Here is a 17,112-nt window from a genome sequence, read left to right as displayed (position 1 = left end):
TGCCGCGCTGTTCGGTCATCCGTCCTAGGCCGTACGCCCTATGGTGCACCGCCGCAACGGAAAGGGCCGCGCTCCTCTCGGAGCGCGGCCCGCATGCCTCGTCGTCACGCCCCGGCGGGGGCGGGGCTCCGCGCCCGCCCCGCGGCGGTCACTCGCCGCCGATCGCCGCCTTGGTGCGGGACCACCAGCCGGCCCGCTTCGGGCGGTCCGGATCCGACGGGGGGGTGAGCACGACGGCCACCGGCTCGGGCTCCGGCTCGGGGGCGGGCGCCGGCTCGGCCGGTGCCGGCTCCGCCGCGCGGGCGGGCTCGGCCTCGCCGAGCGGGGCCTCGATCGCCTCGGCGGCCAGGGCCTCGCGCTCGACGGCCGGGAGGTCCGGCGTCGCGACCGGATGGCCGATCGCCTCGGGCGCCGAGCCGGAGATCTCGTCGAGGGCGACGATCTCCTCCGCCAGGGCGTCCTGCACCAGGCTGCCCCCGGCCTCGCCGGGCTCGGTGCCGGCGACGACCTCGTCGCCGATCGTGCCGCCGGTCTCCTCGAAGCGGTCGCGGCCGCGACCGCCGCGGCGCCCGCGCCGGCGCCGCCGGCTCAGGGCGTCCTCGCGGCTCTCGCGCTCGTCGCGGGGAGCCGCCGCACCGTCCTGGGTGATCGGGATCGACACCGCCTCGCCCTCGACGGCCTGCTCGCGCGGCGCCTCGCCGGACTCGTCGCCCTCGTCCTCGTGACCCTCGGCCTCGCCGTCCTCGGACCCGGAGCGCTCGCCCCGGCCCCGCCGGCGGCGACGGCGGCGACGGCGCTTGCCCCCGCCCTCGTCCTCGCCCCGCGGCGCGCCGTCGCCGGCCTCCTCGTCGGTCTCCGCCTCGGCGTCGCCCTCGGCCTCGGCGGTCTCCTCGACCTCCTCGGCCTCCTCGACGATCTCCTCGTCCTCGTCATCCTCCTCCAGCGGCGGCGGCAGCACCGCCTCGGCCCGGATGCTGGTCACGGTCCGGGGCTCGACCCGCTGGGCCGGGTCGCCGCGATCGAGGTGGAAGGCCGAGGTCGCGGCCAGCCGGTCGTCGGCCGCGATGATGATCGCGACGCCGAAGCGCATCTCGAGCTCGTGCAGGTGCGCGCGCTTCTGGTTGAGGATGTAGAGCGCCACCTCGCTGCGGGTGCGCAGCACGAGGTTGTGGGTGCTCGACTTGATCAGCGCCTCCTCGATCGCCCGCAGGATCAGGAGGGCCACCGAGGCGGTCGCCCGCACGAAGCCCGAGCCGCCGCAATGCGCGCAGGGCACCGACGAGGATTCGAGCACGCCGGTGCGGATGCGCTGGCGCGACATCTCGAGCAGGCCGAAGGGCGAGATCCGGCCGACCTGGATGCGGGCGCGGTCGTTCTTCAGGCACTCGTTCAGCTTCTTCTCGACGGCGCGGTTGTTCCGCTTCTCCTCCATGTCGATGAAGTCGATGACGATGAGGCCGGCGAGGTCGCGCAGGCGCAGCTGGCGCGCCACCTCCTCGGCGGCCTCCAGGTTCGTCTTGTAGGCGGTGTCCTCGATGTCGTGCTCGCGGGTGGCGCGCCCCGAGTTCACGTCGATCGAGACCAGGGCCTCGGTCGGGTTGATGACGAGGTAGCCGCCCGAGCGCAGGGAGACGTGGTTGGAGAACATCGCGTCGAGCTGCTGCTCGACCCCGAAGCGGGCGAAGACCGGCGTCGGGTCGCGGTAGGGCTTCACCACCTTCGACTGCGTCGGCATCAGCATCCGCATGAAGTCCTTGGCCTCGCGGTAGGCGTCCTCGCCCGCGACCAGAACCTCGTCGATGTCCTTGTTGTAGAGGTCGCGGATGGCGCGCTTGATCAGCGAGCCCTCCTCGTAGACCAGCGCCGGCGCGGCCGAGGACAGGGTGAGCTCGCGCACGCTCTCCCACAGCCGCATCAGGTACTCGAAGTCGCGCTTGATCTCCGGCTTGGTGCGCGAGGCGCCCGCCGTGCGCAGGATGACGCCCATCCCCTCGGGCACCTCGAGGTCGGTGGCGATCTCCTTCAGGCGCTTGCGGTCGGCCGCGCTGGTGATCTTGCGCGAGATGCCGCCGCCCCGGCCGGTGTTCGGCATCAGCACCGAGTAGCGGCCGGCCAGCGACAGGTAGGTGGTGAGCGCCGCGCCCTTGGTGCCGCGCTCCTCCTTGACGACCTGGACCAGGATGACCTGCCGGCGCTTGATCACCTCCTGGATCTTGTAGTGCCGGCGCGGGGTGCGGGGACGCTCCGGGATCTCGGCCAGCGCGTCGCCGCGGCCGCCGACCTGCTCGACGATCGCCTCCTCGTGGTCGTCGTCCTCGTCGTCCCCGTCCTGATCGTCGTCCTCGTCGTCCTCGGACTCGTCGTCGGACTCCTCGTCGTCCTCGTCGTCCTCTTCCTCGTCCTCGTCCTCGTCGGACTCCGTGGCGTCGACCGGCTGCGAGGCGGCGACGGGCTGGGGCAGGACGCCCGCGTCGTCGCTCTCGCCGGCGGTGTCGGCCTGAACCGTGGTCTCGACGGGCTCGGACGCGACGGCAGCGGCCTCGGTCGCGTCCGCGACGGGGGCGGGCTCCGCCGACACGGCGGCGGCGATCGCCGCCGGGGTCTCGGCGCCGGCCTCGCCCTGCAGCGGGGCGGCCTCGACGGGGTGATGCTCGGCAGAGGTCTCCTGAGCGTGGGTCTCCTGGGCCTGGATCTCCTGGGCAGAGTTCTCCTGGGCCGGGCTCTCGTGAGCCTGGGTCTCCGGGATCAGGTTGTCCTGCGCGACGGCGTCGCCGGCCTGGGCCTCGGCCGGAGCCTCGTGGGCGGCCTGCGCCGGATGCTCGCCGCTCTCGGGCTGGCCGGGCGTTCCTTCGCTGAACGTCCCTTCGCTAAAGGTCTCCTGGGCGAGCGTCTCGCGCGGGTGCGTGTCCTGCCAGCCGGTCGTCTCGACAGCGCTCGTCTCGACACCTGTCTCCTGACCGGTCTCCTGGCCGGCCTCGTGCAGATCCTCCGCCGGGGCGCTCACCACGGCGTCGGACGGGCGCGACGAGGCCTCGGCCCGGCGGCCGCGGCGGCGGCGGCGGCGGGGCTGGTCGCCGCGCTCCTGGCGCTCGCCACGCTCCGAGCGCTCGCTGCGCTCACCGCGCTCCTGGCGTTCGGGGCGCTCCTCGTGCTCGCGCTCGGCCCGCGCCTCCTCCTCGAGGAGCGCCATCCGGTCGGCGATCGGAATCTGGTAGTAGTCGGGGTGGATCTCGCTGAAGGCGAGGAAGCCGTGGCGGTTGCCCCCGTACTCGACGAAGGCGGCCTGCAGCGACGGCTCGACCCGCGTGACCTTGGCGAGATAGATGTTGCCGCGCAGCTGGCGGCGGCTAGCGGACTCGAAGTCGAATTCCTCGACCTTGGAACCCTTGACCGTCACCACCCGGGTCTCTTCCGGGTGGGCGGCATCGATGAGCATCTTGTTGGCCATGACGAACTTTCGGCATGGCGACCGACGGCAGCGCCGCTGGACGGGGGCATCCGGGAACGGACCCTGAGGCGGGTGACCTCAGGGATCCTGGCCGTGCGCGGGAGGACGAGCCTCCGTAGTCCGGTGCCGCCCCGGGCGCGGAAACCTGCGCCGGGAGGGCTCTCCCGTGCCGTGCCCTTCCGGGCCCGGCGGATGATGTCGTGCGGGGGATGCCGTCAATCGCCGCTGCGCGCATCCACGCGCGCGAGGGGTTGACGATGGCCGGGGGCAGGGGGCGCGGACGGGCGCGACGCGGAGCGCGTGCGCCGGGGACGGCAGCTTCGAAATCCGAGGCTGTGCGTCCACGCATACTCCCACCGACCTTTCGAATCAGGGCGCGCGGGCCTGGAAGGCCCCGCGGCCGTTGGAAAACGGGCGACGACGTTCGGGAACGCCGCCGCGGATCACGCGACTCCTGCCCGGCACGCTGATCGTCGGACGATCTGCCGGCGGCCGGCCAACGCCGAAGCCGCTGCGAGAGCGTCCGGGCGGGCCCGCGGGCCGCGGCGGAAGAGCCGGCGGCATCGGGCAAGGGTCCATACCATTACAGAGTGTCGCGGCGAATTTGCAAGCATGTTCGCTCGCTTGTCCTGCCCGCGCGTCGCCGGTCCCCCGCCGGCCTCTTGCTGATCCCCCGCCGGCCCGGGCGTCCCTCCCTGTACCCGCCCGGCCACAGGCGCCGGGCGGACGATCCGATCGGCTTTGCGAAGCGTTAACCATGGCTCGGTTATCGCGTAACCGGGATGCCGCCAGAAGTCGCCGCGAGACCATGCCGACACGCGCACGTCCGATCCGCCTGCCGCTCCGCGCCGCCCTCGTGGCGCTGGGCCTCCTCGCGCCGCTGCCCGGCCTCGCCGCGCCGGAGCGTCCGGCCGTCGAGCGCCAGATGCCCGAGCGTCAGGCCGCCGAGCGCGCCGCCGCCGACCGGCCCGCGGTGGCGATCGGCGCCGAGATCTCGGCGGTCCCGGAGGGCACCCGCCTGACCGTGGTTTTGTCCCGGCCGGTCGAGGCCCGGGCTTTCGTGATGGAACGGCCCGACCGGGCGATCGTCGACCTGCCGGAGGTCAACTTCCAGTTGCCCTCCGAGGCGGGCCGCAAGCGCGACGGCCTCGTCGCCTCCTACCGCTACGGCCTGTTCGCCCCCGGGCGCTCGCGCATCGTCATCGACCTCGCCCAGGCCGCGACCGTGGCGCGGGTCGCGACCACGACCCGGCCGAGGGACGGGGCGACGCTGCTCACCATCGATCTCGCCCGCAGCGACCGCGAGGCGTTCCGGCGCGCCGCCCAGCCGGCCGCGCCCGCCCGCGCCGAGGGCCCGCCGGCCCGCGATCCGGTCGATTCGCGGCCCCTCGTCATCGTCGACGCCGGCCATGGCGGCATCGATCCGGGCGCCATCGCGGGCAACGGCGTCTACGAGAAGGACATCGTGTTCGGGGTCGCCCAGGGGCTGGTCCAGCGCCTCGAGGCCACCGGCCGCATCCGGGTCCAGATGACCCGCGACCGCGACGTGTTCGTGCCGCTCGCCGAGCGGGTGCGCATCGCCCGCGACGCCCGCGCCGACCTGTTCGTGTCGATCCACGCCGATTCGATCTCGGCCGCCCCGCAGGTGCGCGGCGCCACGATCTACACCGGCTCCGAGAAGGCGACCGACGCCGAATCGGCGCGGCTGGCCGACCGCGAGAACAAGGCCGACGCGGCCGCCGGCGCCGACCAGGGCGAGGGACCGGGCGACGTCGCGACGATCCTGCAGGAGCTCACCCTGCGCGAGACCCGCGGGTTCTCGGCGCGGTTCGCGCAAGGGTTGCTCACCAACCTCTCCGGCGTGATGGAGATGAGCGTGAAGCCCCACCGCGAGGCGGGGTTCCGGGTGCTGCGTTCGCCCGACGTGCCCTCGGTGCTGGTCGAGCTCGGCTACCTGTCGAGCAAGCGCGACCTCGACCTGCTGCTCTCCGACGAGTGGCGCATCAAGGTCACGGCGCAGATGGCCGGGGCGATCGAGCGGTTCTTCGCCGGCCGCCTCCCGCCCGCCGGCCAGGCGATGACCGCGCTGAACGCCGACGGCTTGCGCCTCAGCCGGGCCGCCGAGCACGCACCCGCCCCAGTTTCACCATAGATCCCGTGTCGATAGGGCTCCGTCGGCCCCTCGCTGTCCTGGCTTTCGCGCCCGTCCTCCGCTAATCGCGGGAGCGGCTGCGCGTCGTCATGGCGGGTAGCGTTCCGGTGGGGAGCCGCGCCGAGGCGTGGCCGTCCGCTGCGGGCCTCGGGCTTTCGATCGGCCAGAGGGCCGCCGCGGCATCATCGACGGATCGGGTTTCGATGCGCTTCATCCTCCGCTTCTTCGGCTTCCTGTTCAGCATCGCGGCGATGCTCTTCGTCGTCGGCGCGGCCGCGGGCGGCTACTTCTACTGGAAGTACTCGCGCGACCTGCCCGACCACGCGGCGCTCGCCAATTACGAGCCGCCGGTGATGACCCGCGTCCACGCGGCCGATGGCAGCCTGCTCGCCGAGTATGCCCGCGAGCGCCGGCTCTACCTGCCGATCCAGGCGATGCCGAAGATCGTCGTCGCGGCCTTCCTGTCGGCCGAGGACAAGAACTTCTACAAGCACGGCGGCATCGACCCCGAGGGCATCGTCCGGGCGATAGTCACCAACGCGTCCAGCGGCAAGAAGCAGGGCGCCTCGACCATCACCCAGCAGGTCGCCAAGAACTTCCTGCTCTCCTCCGAGCAGACCCTCGACCGCAAGGTCCGCGAGGCGCTGATCGCGCTGCGCATCGAATCGACCTACTCGAAGGACAAGATCCTCGAGCTCTACCTCAACGAGATCTTCCTCGGCACGATCGTGCCGGGCCGCAACCTGCACGGCATCGCGGCCGCCGCCCTCGACTACTTCGGCAAGTCGGTGCACGAGCTGACGATCCACGAGGCGGCCTATCTCGCGGCGCTGCCCAAGGGCCCGAACAACTACCACCCCTACCGCCGCACCCAGCAGGCGCTGGCGCGCCGCAACGAGATCATCGGCCTGATGGCCCAGAACGGGTACATCACCAAGGAGGAGGCCGAGTCCGAGCGCAAGCAGCCGCTCGGCGTCAACCCGCGCACCATCTCGCCCAACACCGCCAACGCGAACTACTTCGCCGAGGAGGTCCGCCGCGAGATCTCCGAGCGCTACGGCGAGAAGAAGCTCTACGAGGGCGGCCTGTCGGTGCGCACCACCCTCGACCCGAAGATGCAGGCGATGGCCCGCAAGGCGCTGGTCGACGGCCTGGTGCGCTACGACCAGGCGCGCGGCTGGCGCGGCCCGAAGAGCCGCGTCGAGCTCGCCGGCCGCGACTGGGGCATGGCGGTGGCCGAGGTGCCGGCGCTCGGCGACGTGCAGCCCTGGCGCCTGGCCGTGGTGCTCGACACCTCCGGCGGCCGCGCCACGATCGGCCTGCAGCCCAAGCGCGAGAGCTCCGGCCAGGTCTCGAAGGACCGCGAGACCGGGATCATCTCGGCCGAGGGCGTGCGCTGGACCGGCCGCAGCGTCGCGGCGGCGCTCAATTCCGGCGACGTCGTCTACGTCGAGCGCATGGAGGGGGCCGGCAACACCTATCGCCTGCGCCAGATCCCGGAGGTCTCCGGCGCGATCGTGGCGATGGACCCCTACACGGGCCGCGTCCACGCGATGGTCGGCGGCTTCTCCTACGACGAGAGCGAGTTCAACCGCGCCACCCAGGCGATGCGCCAGCCCGGCTCGTCGTTCAAGCCGATCGTCTACTCGGCGGCCCTCGACAACGGCTACACCCCGTCCTCGATGGTCCTCGACACGCCGATCACCATCGAGGCGGGCCCCGGCCAGGAGGCGTGGACCCCGACCAACTACGGCGGCAAGGCCGGCGGCGGCCCCCACACCCTGCGCTACGGCATCGAGCACTCGAAGAACCTGATGACGGTGCGGCTCGCCAAGGATGTCGGCATGCCGCTGATCGCCGAGTACGCCCGCCGCTTCGGCGTCTACGACGACATGCTGCCCGTCCTGCCGATGTCGCTGGGTGCCGGCGAGACCACCGTGATGCGGATGGTCACCGCCTACTCGATGCTCGACAACGGCGGCCGGCGCATCCGCCCGACCCTGATCGACCGCATCCAGGACCGCAACGGCGAGACCATCTACCGCCACGACACCCGCAAGTGCATCGGCTGCGACGCCGACAAGTGGTCGGGCCAGGACGAGCCGAAGCTGGTCGACGAGTCCGAGCAGGTCCTCGACCCGCTCACCGCCTACCAGATCGTCTCGATCATGGAGGGCGTGGTCCAGCGCGGCACCGCCACGATCCTGAAGGAGATCGGCAAGCCGCTCGCCGGCAAGACCGGCACCACCAACGACTCCAAGGACGCCTGGTTCGTCGGCTTCTCACCGGATCTCGCGGTCGGCATCTACATCGGCTACGACAAGCCCCGCTCGCTCGGCGACAGCGCCACCGGCGGCGGGCTCGCCGCCCCGATCGCCCGCGACTTCCTGAAGGCCGCCCTCAAGGACAAGCCGCCGACGCCGTTCCGCGTGCCCCCGGGCATCAAGCTGATCCGCGTCAACGCCGCCAGCGGCACCCGTGCCGGCGGCTCGGAGGGCGGGCTGCTCGAGGCCTTCAAGCCCGGCACCGCCCCGCCCGACAGCTACTCGGCCCCGCCGAGCGCCCAGCCGGCGGCGCCGGCGGCGGTACCCCCGGACGCGGACCGGGCGGCCCAGGCGGGCGGGCTGTACTGACAGCGACAGGGAGGGCGGGGCGCCGGCGGGTGCCTCGCCCTTCGCGTAAGAGCGCTTCGGCATGTCGCGACGAGCCCTGTCCGGGAAAGAAGAGGCTCGGGTTTTCCTCGGACCGTCCAGCATCCCTCTGCGAGGCTCGCTGATGACCGAACAGATCTCGGACTTCGATCCCGCCGCCTCGCTGAGTTCGACCGAGGCCATCGCGGTGTTCCTGTCCGATGCCTTCGAGGCCGGAGCCGCATCCCACGTTGCGTCGGCTCTCCGCGTGGCGGTTCGTGCCGCACACCAGAACCGAACCGTCGAAGCGGCCAGCTTGCCGCTCTGCGACCTCGACGATCTGCCTCTCGCGACTGCGCTCTCGGTGCTGAAAGCTCTCGGCTTGCGTCTCACCGTCGATCTCGCCGACCCGGCTCCAGACAAGCCGCGCCGCATCCCGATCGCCGAGCTTCTCGTCGGTGCCGAGCACCTGCCCGAGATCTGCCCGGATATCGCCGGCACGCTCGACGGTCCTCCCGTCGGGCGCGAACTCGGCTGACCGAGGCGCTGCCCCGCCGTTTACACCCGCGCCCCCCGGCGCTATCACCCAGCACCCCAACCTCACGCGAGTGAACCCACACCAGATGCGCGCCGAGATCGAGCAACTCTCGGATGCCGCCAAGCAGTCGATCGGACTGCTGAGGAGGCATCTTTGACTGGGATACCGTTGACAAGCGCCTCGCGGAGCTGAACGCCCGCTCGGAGGACCCCTCGCTCTGGAACGATCCGGAGGAGGCCCAGAAGGTCATGCGCGAGCGCACGCAGCTCGACGACGCCGCGACCGCGATCCGCCGCCTCGAGCAGGGGCTGGAGGACGGCGCCACGCTGATCGAGCTCGGCGAGATGGAGGCGGACGCCGCCACCATCCGCGAGGGCGAGGAGCAGATCCGCGCCGTGCAGGTCGAGGCGGCCCGCCGCCAGATCGAGACCCTGCTCTCCGGCGAGGCCGACGGCAACGACACCTATGTCGAGGTCCATGCCGGCGCCGGCGGCACCGAGAGCCAGGACTGGGCCAACATGCTCCAGCGCATGTATTCCCGCTGGGCCGAGCGCCGGAAGTACAAGGTCGAGATCGTCGAGTGGTCCGACGGCGAGGAAGCCGGGATCAAGGGCGCCACGCTCCTGATCAAGGGCCACAACGCCTATGGCTGGCTGAAGACCGAATCGGGCGTCCACCGCCTGGTGCGGATCTCGCCCTACGATTCCAACGCCCGGCGGCACACCAGCTTCGCCAGCGTCTGGGTCTACCCGGTCATCGACGACCGGATCACGATCGAGATCAAGGAATCGGACTGCCGGATCGACACCTACCGGTCGTCGGGCGCGGGCGGCCAGCACGTCAACACCACCGACTCGGCGGTGCGCATCACCCACAACCCGACCGGGATCGTGGTGGCGTGCCAGCAGGAGCGCTCGCAGCACAAGAACCGGGCCACCGCCTGGAACATGCTGCGCGCCCGCCTCTACGAGCTCGAGCTGAAGAAGCGCGAGGAGAAGGCCAACGCCGAGGCCGCCTCGAAGACCGATATCGGCTGGGGCCACCAGATCCGCTCCTACGTGCTCCAGCCCTACCAGCTGGTGAAGGACCTGCGCACCGGCGCCCAGTCGACCAGCCCCGACGATGTCCTCGACGGCGACATCGACGACCTGATCGAGGCCTCGCTCGCCCACCGGGTCTACGGCGGCGCCGAGGCGGTCGCGGATATCGACTGAGGACCCGCACGTCTCTTCGGACTGAGATCAGGGCGCGGCGCTTCCCCCGGACCGGGGGAGGGGCCGCGCCCTTTTTATGGCCCGGTGCCGGGCCTGTTACGGCTTGACCCCGCCGCGCCGCCGGTTGTCAGATGCCCGCCGGGCAGGCGGGATGACGCGCATGGCGAAAGAGATCTTCGTGTCCTACGGCGTCGACGTCGACGCGGTGGCGGGCTGGCTCGGATCGTATGGCGGCGAGGACAGCCCCTGCGACATCTCCCGCGGGGTCTTTGCCGGCAGGGTCGGGTCGCCGCGGCTGCTGCGGATGTTCGCGCGCTGGGGCATCCAGACGACCTGGTTCATCCCCGGCCACTCGATCGAGACCTTTCCCGAGGAGATGAAGGCCGTGGCGGCGGCGGGCCACGAGATCGGGATGCACGGCTACAGCCACGAGAACCCGATCGCGATGACCCCCGAGCAGGAGGAGGCGATCTTCGACAAGTGCGTCGGGCTGATCAGCGATCTCGCCGGCAAGCCGCCCCGCGGCTACGTCGCTCCCTGGTGGGAGTTCGGCCCCAAGACCAACGAGCTCCTGCAGAAGAAGGGCATCCGCTACGACCACTCGCTGATGCACAACGACCACCATCCCTACTACGTGCGGGTGGACGAGAGCTGGACCAAGATCGATTACTCGCAGCATCCCTCGACCTGGATGCGCCCGTTCGAGCACGGCACCGAGACCAAGCTGATCGAGATCCCGGCCTCCTGGACCCTCGACGACCTGCCGCCGATGATGTTCGTCAAGGCGGCGCCCAACAGCCACGGCTTCGTCAACCCGCGCGACATCGAACAGATGTGGCGCGACCAGTTCGACTGGGTCTATGCCAACTACGACTATGCCGTCTTCCCGATCACCATCCACCCGGACGTCTCGGGCAAGCCGCACGTGCTGCAGATGCACGAGCGCCTGTTCCAGCACTTCAAGGCCCATGACGGCGTGCGGTTCGTGACGATGGAGACCATCGCCGAGGACTTCGCGAAGCGCTTCCCGTTCGAGGGCACGGCGCGGCCGGAATCCTGATTCGATGTGCGGCCTGTGCGGCGCCTTCGGGGCGCCCGACCACTGGAGCGACGGGGTGGCCCGCCCGGGCCCGGCCCAGGCCGGGCGGCGGGCCCGGGCGGAGGCCGCCAACCGGGTGCTCGGCCTCTACGGCCTGCGCCTCGCGGCCTGGGCCGATCGCTACACCCTGTCGGGCCGAACCGGGCGGACCGCGATGGTCGACCATCTCGGCACCCTGTGGCCGGCCGCCGAGCGCCTCGCCGGTCGTCCCTGCGATCCCCTCGATCTCGCGATCATCGTCGCCCTGGAGGCGCGGTGACCCGTCCTCCGGCGACGCCCGTCACCCTGCTCACCGGCTTCCTCGGCGCCGGCAAGACCGCCCTGCTCGCCCGCCTGCTGCGCTGGCCGGCGCTACGCGACACCGCGGTCCTGATCAACGAGTTCGGCGAGGTCGGCCTCGACCACTTGCTGGTCGAGCCGCTCGCGGGCGAGGTGGCGCTCCTGCGCGGCGGCTGCGTCTGCTGCAGCATCCGCGGCGACCTGAAGGCGGCGCTGATCGACCTGCACGACCGGCGCCGGCGCGGCCTGGTGCCGGATTTCCGCCGGGTGGTGGTCGAGACGACGGGCCTCGCCGATCCGGGCCCGGCCGTCGCCACCCTGGTGGCCGATCCGGTCCTGCGCCACGCCTTCACGACGGCTTCCATCGTCACGGTGGTGGACGCGGTGAACGGCACCCGCACCCTCGACACGCACGAGGAGGCGGTGCGGCAGGCGGCCTGCGCCGACCGCCTGATCCTGTCGAAGACCGACCTCGCCCCGCCCGCGGTCGCCGCCGCCCTGCGGGCGCGGCTCGCCGCCCTCAACCCCCTCGCGCCGGTCACCGACCTCACCCTCGACGACGCGCCGGAAGCGGCCCTCCTCACCGACGACCCGACCGGAACCGCGAGCGCCCGGCGCTGGCTCTGCGCCGAGATCCCGTCGCACCCCCACGGCGCAGCCGGGGCGGTGACGATCGAGAGCGGGCCGGTGGACTGGACCCGGTTCGGCCTCTGGCTCGGCATGCTGCTCAACCGTCACGGCGCCCGGATCCTGCGGCTCAAGGGGCTGGTGGCGGTCGAGGGCGTCGCGACGCCGGTGGTGATCCAGGGCGTGCAGCACCTCGTCCATCCCCCCCGGCACCTGGCCGAATGGCCCGAGGGCGGGGCCCGCACCCGCCTCGTGCTGATCGGGCACGACCTCGACGGTGCCCTGCTGCGCCGCTCCTACGCCGCCTTTACCGGCGCGCAGCCTCCCGCCGCCTCGCCGGGCGTCCCGGAGGCGCACGCCGCCGCCGCACCGGCGGCAGCCGATCGTTAACCCTGCGGGTCCTACACCTCCGCTCTGTCCGGCCGTCGGGAGGGTGAGGCGTGAACGCACTGGTGCCGAAGGAACTCGCCGCGAAGCTGAGCGCCCTGCCGCGCCGCCCCTGCGCGCTGGGCGAGGCCGGGCACGAGCCGCACAAGCCGGTCTTCGCCGAGATCCTCGACCGGTCCGGCCACGGCACCGGCCACTTCGTCCGCCTGCCCCAGAGCATGGTGGAGATGATCACCCGCGAGGCCAAGGCGCCCGAGGCGGTGCAGGGCCTGGAGAAGGAGCCGGCCAAGGAGCCGGCAAGCGAGCCGGAGCGCGAGCCGGAGGCCGCCGCACCGGCGGCAAGGCCCCGCCGCAAGCCCGCTGGCAAGCGCGCGCCCGCCAAGGCGGAGTGATCGGGAGCGGGCTCGCGCCGGTGCGTCCCCGCCCGCGGTCCCCCCGCATCGGTGCGGGGTTGCAAACTTGCCGGTCCTCAGCCCTGCTCCGGGACGGTATGACCCCTCTCAACGCGCGCCACGCGCGAGGGGAGGACGGCCGGTGCGGACCATCGAACGGGAGCCGGACATCGCTGCCGCGCGGCCGGGGAGGGCGGGGTTCCACCCGGTCCTGATCGGCCTCGGGCTGATGCTGGTGGCCTTCAACCTGCGGCCCGCCCTGTCGAGCGTCGGCCCGCTCCTGCCGGGCATCCGCGCCGAGACCGGCCTCTCGGGTGCGCTCGCCGGGGCCCTCGTCACCGTGCCGGTCCTGTGCCTGGGGGTGTTCGGCCGCCTCGCGCCCGTGCTGGTGCGGCGCGTCGGGCCGGATGCCGGCGTGCTGGCGGCGCTCCTCGTCCTGGCGCTCGGCCTCGGCGTGCGCGGCCTCGGCGGCCTGCCGTCTCTCTTCCTCGGTTCGGTGATCGCCGCGGCGGCGATCGGGATCGTCGGCGTCATCCTGCCGGGCATCGTCAAACGCGACTTTCCCGATCGGGCCGGCCTGATGACCGGGCTCTACACCGCGCTGCTCTGCCTCGGCGCCGCTGCCGGAGCGGGCTTCACCGTGCCGGCGCGCCATGCCCTCGGCCTCGGCTGGGAGGGGGCCCTGATGCTCTGGGCCGCCCCCGCCCTCGTCGCCGCGGCGGCCTGGCTGCCCTTCGCGCGCGGGCGCGACAAACCCGCCGGGGGCGCGGCGCGGCCGAGCGGGGCGCTGTGGCGCGATCCCCTGGCCTGGCAGGTCACCGCCTTCATGGGCCTGCAATCCTCGCTCGCCTACATCGTGTTCGGCTGGCTGCCCGCGGCCCTGGTCGACCGGGGCCTCGACATCGTGGCGGCCGGCCTCGTCGCCTCGGTCTCGGCGCTGGCGCAGGGCGTGCTCGCCCTCGTGGTGCCGACGCTGGCGGCGCGCCGGCCCGACCAGCGGCCCTGGGTGGTGCTGGTCGTCAGCCTGCCGCTCGTCGGCTTCATCGGGCTGCTCGTGGGTCCGCTCGCCTTCGCCTGGGGCTTCGCGCTGCTGCTCGGCCTCGGCCTCGGCGGCTGCTTCGGGCTCGCCCTCACGCTGATCGTGCTGCGGGCCGGCGACCCCCGGGCTGCCGCCGAGCTCTCCGCCATGGCGCAGGGCGTCGGCTATTGCGGGGCGGCGCTCGGCCCGTTCCTGGTCGGGATCGCGCATGACTGGAGCGGCGGCTGGGGCCTGCCGGCGGCGCTCTACGCCGCCGTGTGCCTCTCGGCCGGAAGCTTCGGCCTGCTCGCCGCCCGCAACCGGACGGTGCGGATCTGAAGGAAGCGGGCGGCCTCAGCCGCCCGCCAGCGCCCGCGTCAGCGCGCTCGCCGAATCGGCCAGGTCCTCGACGACGCCGAGGTGGTGACGCCCCGGGATCTCGAACGCCTCGGCCCGCGCCCCGAGCCCGTGCCAGATCGTCGGCAGCAGCAGGTTCTGGCGCAGGAATTCGGGCAGCTCGTCGGCGCCCGCGACCGCGATCAGGTGCGCGCCGGGGCGCGGCTCGCGCAGGGCCGGGCTCTCGGCCCGGGCCTCTCCGGGATCGAGGCGCAGGGTCGCGTTCATGGCCGTGCCGAGGAGCGGACGCAGATCGTGGACGCCGCTGATCGACACCACCCGGTCGATCCGCCCGGCGCAGGCGAGGGTGATGTCGGTGCAGAGCATCCGGCTGACGAGGTGCCCGCCCGCGGAATGGCCGGCGAGGCGGATCGGCCCCGCCACCTCGGCGCTCGCCCGGTCGAGGAAGGCGGCGATCTCGGCGGTGATGACGGCGATGCGGGCCTCGGGGCAGAGCGTGTAGCTCGGCACCGCGACGGCGTAGCCGTGGGCGAGCGGCCCGGCGGCGAGGTGCGACCAGACCGAGCGGTCGAACGCCTTCCAGTAGCCGCCATGGATGAACACCGCGAGGCCGGCGGGTGTGCCCTCGGGCAGGAAGAGGTCGTAGGCGTGGCGCGGGCCGGCCCCGTAGGGCAGGCCCAGGCGAGCGCGCCCTTGCGCGACGAGGCCTTCCCGGAACGCCGCAGCCGCCGCGATCCAGCGCGGCGGATAGGTCCTGGCGTCCGGGATGGCGCCGAGATTGTCGTAGGCGCGGTCGATGTCGCCGAGCGTCCCGCCGGTCGTCCAGGAGACGGGTTGCATCACGCGGCGTCCGGCACGATCGCGGTGGCCTCGATCTCGACGAGCGCGCCCGGCTCGACGAGGTCGGCGACGCCGACGAGCGCCATGGCGGGGAAGTGGCGGCCCATCACCCGGCGGTAGACCGGCCCGAGCTCGGGCAGGCAGGCGCGATAGGTGTCGACGCTGCGCACGTACCAGGTGAGCCGCGCGACGTGCTCCGGCCCGCCCCCGGCCTCGGCCAGGACGGCGAGGATGTTGCGCAGGATCTGCTCGACCTGGGGGAGGAAGCCCTCGGCCAGCACCTCGTTCTCGTCCCAGCCGATCAGGCCCCCGGTCATCACCACGGTGCCGCGGCCGGCCATGCCGTTGGCGTAGCCCTTCGGCTTCTTCCAGCCCGGCGGCTGCAGGGTGGTGAGCGCGGGCGCCTCCGTCGCGGGGCGGAGCGGGATCGGGCTGGCGGTCATGCGGTCTCTCCCTGGACGGTCGCCGCCTCCGCCTCGGCCTGCCGGCGCAGGGCGAAGCGTTGCAGCTTGCCGGATTCGGTCTTGGGCAGGGCGGGCACGTAGTGCACCGCCCGCGGATACTTGTAGGGCGCGAGGTCGGTCTTCACGTGCTCCTGCAGCGCCTTGGTCAGGGCCTCGGTCCCGTCGAAGCCGGGGTTGAGCACCACGTAGGCGGCGACGATGCGGCCGCGCTCGGGGCAGGGTGCGGCGACGACGCCGACCTCCGCCACCGCCGGATGGGCGAGCAGGCTCGCCTCCACCTCGGGGCCGGCGATGTTGTAGCCGGCCGAGACGATCATGTCGTCGTTGCGGGCCTGGAACCAGAAATAGCCGTCGGCGTCCTGCAGGTAGGTGTCGCCGGTGACGTTCCAGCCGTCCTGCACGTAGACGATCTGGCGCTCGTCGGCGAGGTAGCGGCAGCCGATCGGCCCGCGCACCGCGAGCCGCCCCGGCACCCCGGGCGGGCACGGCCTGCCGTCGAGATCGATCACCCTGGCCTCGTAGCCCGGCACCGGCCGTCCGGTCGCGCCGGGGCGGATCTCGTCCTCGGGCGAGGCGATGAAGATGTGCAGCATCTCGGTCGCGCCGATGCCGTCCATCAGCTTGAGGCCGGTCGCCTTCGCCCAGGCGTGCCAGGTCGGCGCCGGCAGGGTCTCGCCGGCCGAGACGCACTTGCGCAAGCTCGACAGGTCGTGCTGGCCGATCAGGCCGAGCATCGCCCGGTAGGCGGTGGGCGCGGTGAACAGCACGGTGGCGCGGTAGCGCGCGATCGCCGCCGCGAGGTCGGCCGGGCCCGCCCTCTCGAGCAGCACCGCCCGGGCGCCGACCCGGAACGGGAACAGCACCAGCCCGCCGAGGCCGAAGGTGAAGGCAAGCGGCGGCGAGCCGATGAACACGTCGTCTTCCGTCGCCCGCAGCACCTCGCGGCCATAGGCGTCGCAGATCACCAGGAGGTCGCGGTGGTAGTGGATCGTCGCCTTCGGCAGGCCGGTGGTGCCGGAGGTGAAGCCGAGCAGGCACGGATCGTCGGCCCGGGTGAGGGGCGGCTCGAACCGGTCGGAGGCGTCGCGGAGGAGGTCGCCGAGTTCGCCCCCGGCGGTGCCGCGCCAGGTGACGACCCGCACCGGTTCGGCGCGCCCGTCCACGGCCTTCGCCATCTCGTCGATCAGGCCGGCATCGCAGAGCGCGAGCGGGATCCGGGCCTTGTCGAGGATCTGGGTCAGTTCCCGCGCCCGCAGGAGCGGCATGGTCGCGACCACGATTCCGCCCGCCTTGATGATCGCGAGGTAGAGCGCGACCTTGGTCGGGTTGTTGGCCGAGCGCAGCAGCACCCGCCCGCCCGGGACGAGGCCGAGCCGGTCGACCAGCACGTTCGCCATCCGGTCGATCCGGCGCGCCAGCTCGGCATAGGTCCAGGTCACGTCCGGCCCGACGAGGGCCACCCGCTCGCCGCGCCCCTCTGCGACGTGCCGGTCCACCAGTTCGACCGTGGCGTTCAGGTGCTCGGGATAGCCGAGCCGGTCGAGGTTGACGAAGTCCGGCATCCGGTCCGGCGGGGGCAGGTTGTCCCGCACGAAGGTGTCCGGCCGCCGGGCCCACGGGCTGCCGCCCGGGCGGGGAGCGTCCCCGGCAACGGCTTCGGGATACGC

General features: G+C 72.7%; 13 protein-coding genes. 9 read left to right on the top strand and 4 right to left on the bottom strand.

Annotated features, from left to right (window positions below; all coding sequences use genetic code 11):
• Nucleotides 1-148 precede the first annotated feature (148 nt).
• Nucleotides 149-3,448 carry an Rne/Rng family ribonuclease gene (locus V3T34_RS16275; protein ID WP_331369233.1) on the bottom strand — a complete coding sequence of 1,100 codons (3,300 nt, stop codon included), beginning with the start codon at nt 3,446-3,448 and terminating at the stop codon, nt 149-151.
• Nucleotides 3,449-4,256: 808 nt separating this feature from the next.
• Here V3T34_RS16275 and V3T34_RS16270 point away from each other — a divergent pair.
• The 9 genes from V3T34_RS16270 to V3T34_RS16230 all read left to right on the top strand — a co-directional run bounded on the left by V3T34_RS16270 (nt 4,257) and on the right by V3T34_RS16230 (nt 14,123).
• Complete coding sequence (locus tag V3T34_RS16270) at nt 4,257-5,600, top strand: N-acetylmuramoyl-L-alanine amidase (protein ID WP_407942718.1); 1,344 nt, start codon at nt 4,257-4,259, stop codon at nt 5,598-5,600.
• A 203-nt stretch (nt 5,601-5,803) separates the two neighbouring features.
• Nucleotides 5,804-8,233: a penicillin-binding protein 1A gene (locus V3T34_RS16265; RefSeq protein ID WP_060847351.1), complete on the top strand. Its 2,430-nt coding sequence runs from the start codon at nt 5,804-5,806 to the stop codon at nt 8,231-8,233.
• Between the two features lie 142 nt (nt 8,234-8,375).
• Nucleotides 8,376-8,768 carry a helix-turn-helix domain-containing transcriptional regulator gene (locus V3T34_RS16260; RefSeq protein WP_060847352.1) on the top strand — a complete coding sequence of 131 codons (393 nt, stop codon included), beginning with the start codon at nt 8,376-8,378 and terminating at the stop codon, nt 8,766-8,768.
• Nucleotides 8,769-8,853: 85 nt separating this feature from the next.
• Nucleotides 8,854-9,982, top strand: a protein-coding gene (gene prfB / locus V3T34_RS16255; protein WP_099053402.1) for a peptide chain release factor 2 whose coding sequence is annotated in 2 segments (ribosomal slippage) — nt 8,854-8,922 and nt 8,924-9,982 — 1,128 coding nt in all. Because the reading frame shifts where the segments join, the coding sequence is not laid out codon by codon here.
• Nucleotides 9,983-10,142: 160 nt separating this feature from the next.
• Nucleotides 10,143-11,042 carry a polysaccharide deacetylase family protein gene (locus V3T34_RS16250; protein WP_305079054.1) on the top strand — a complete coding sequence of 300 codons (900 nt, stop codon included), beginning with the start codon at nt 10,143-10,145 and terminating at the stop codon, nt 11,040-11,042.
• 4 nt (nt 11,043-11,046) lie between these two features.
• Nucleotides 11,047-11,340 (top strand): hypothetical protein, encoded by a 294-nt coding sequence (locus tag V3T34_RS16245; RefSeq protein ID WP_060847355.1) that lies wholly within the window; start codon nt 11,047-11,049, stop codon nt 11,338-11,340.
• A complete protein-coding gene (locus V3T34_RS16240) occupies nt 11,337-12,377 on the top strand; it encodes a CobW family GTP-binding protein (protein ID WP_305079055.1) in 1,041 nt (346 codons plus the stop codon). The genes V3T34_RS16245 and V3T34_RS16240 overlap by 4 nt, the downstream gene beginning before the upstream one ends.
• Before the next feature lie 50 nt (nt 12,378-12,427).
• The gene (locus V3T34_RS16235; RefSeq protein WP_063920027.1) at nt 12,428-12,766 is read left to right on the top strand and encodes a hypothetical protein; all 339 of its coding nucleotides are present in this window, start codon (nt 12,428-12,430) and stop codon (nt 12,764-12,766) included.
• A gap of 142 nt (nt 12,767-12,908) precedes the next feature.
• Nucleotides 12,909-14,123 (top strand): MFS transporter, encoded by a 1,215-nt coding sequence (locus V3T34_RS16230; protein ID WP_305079056.1) that lies wholly within the window; start codon nt 12,909-12,911, stop codon nt 14,121-14,123.
• A gap of 15 nt (nt 14,124-14,138) precedes the next feature.
• Here the strand turns inward: V3T34_RS16230 and V3T34_RS16225 are convergent, their stop codons facing one another.
• From V3T34_RS16225 to V3T34_RS16215, 3 genes are read right to left on the bottom strand one after another with little or no spacing between them, the layout of a single operon-like run.
• Entirely contained in the window at nt 14,139-14,981 is an 843-nt protein-coding gene (locus tag V3T34_RS16225) for an alpha/beta hydrolase (protein ID WP_305079066.1), read from the bottom strand.
• On the bottom strand, nt 14,981-15,424 hold the full coding sequence (locus tag V3T34_RS16220; protein WP_091888920.1) for a RidA family protein: 444 nt from the start codon (nt 15,422-15,424) through the stop codon (nt 14,981-14,983). The genes V3T34_RS16225 and V3T34_RS16220 overlap by 1 nt, the downstream gene beginning before the upstream one ends.
• On the bottom strand, nt 15,421-17,007 hold the full coding sequence (locus tag V3T34_RS16215; protein WP_305079067.1) for an AMP-binding protein: 1,587 nt from the start codon (nt 17,005-17,007) through the stop codon (nt 15,421-15,423). Before V3T34_RS16215 ends, V3T34_RS16220 begins: the two co-directional genes overlap by 4 nt.
• Between the last annotated feature and the right edge of the window lie 105 nt (nt 17,008-17,112).

The organism is Methylobacterium ajmalii (genome assembly GCF_036448855.1).
GTDB classification, from domain to species: Bacteria; Pseudomonadota; Alphaproteobacteria; order Rhizobiales; family Beijerinckiaceae; genus Methylobacterium; species Methylobacterium ajmalii.
The sequence above is the reverse complement of the archived record's forward strand: the minus strand, read 5'-3'. Positions and strand labels throughout refer to the sequence as shown.

What these genes read in the sequence shown, in the direction of transcription:
- V3T34_RS16220 (WP_091888920.1), bottom strand. Translation starts at nt 15,424, where the DNA reads ATGACCGCCAGCCCGATCCCGCTCCGCCCCGCGACGGAGGCGCCCGCG.
- V3T34_RS16260 (WP_060847352.1), top strand. Translation starts at nt 8,376, where the DNA reads ATGACCGAACAGATCTCGGACTTCGATCCCGCCGCCTCGCTGAGTTCG.
- V3T34_RS16275 (WP_331369233.1), bottom strand. Translation starts at nt 3,448, where the DNA reads ATGGCCAACAAGATGCTCATCGATGCCGCCCACCCGGAAGAGACCCGG.
- V3T34_RS16215 (WP_305079067.1), bottom strand. Translation starts at nt 17,007, where the DNA reads ATGCCGGACTTCGTCAACCTCGACCGGCTCGGCTATCCCGAGCACCTG.
- V3T34_RS16270 (WP_407942718.1), top strand. Translation starts at nt 4,257, where the DNA reads ATGCCGACACGCGCACGTCCGATCCGCCTGCCGCTCCGCGCCGCCCTC.
- V3T34_RS16250 (WP_305079054.1), top strand. Translation starts at nt 10,143, where the DNA reads ATGGCGAAAGAGATCTTCGTGTCCTACGGCGTCGACGTCGACGCGGTG.
- V3T34_RS16245 (WP_060847355.1), top strand. Translation starts at nt 11,047, where the DNA reads ATGTGCGGCCTGTGCGGCGCCTTCGGGGCGCCCGACCACTGGAGCGAC.
- V3T34_RS16265 (WP_060847351.1), top strand. Translation starts at nt 5,804, where the DNA reads ATGCGCTTCATCCTCCGCTTCTTCGGCTTCCTGTTCAGCATCGCGGCG.
- V3T34_RS16225 (WP_305079066.1), bottom strand. Translation starts at nt 14,981, where the DNA reads ATGCAACCCGTCTCCTGGACGACCGGCGGGACGCTCGGCGACATCGAC.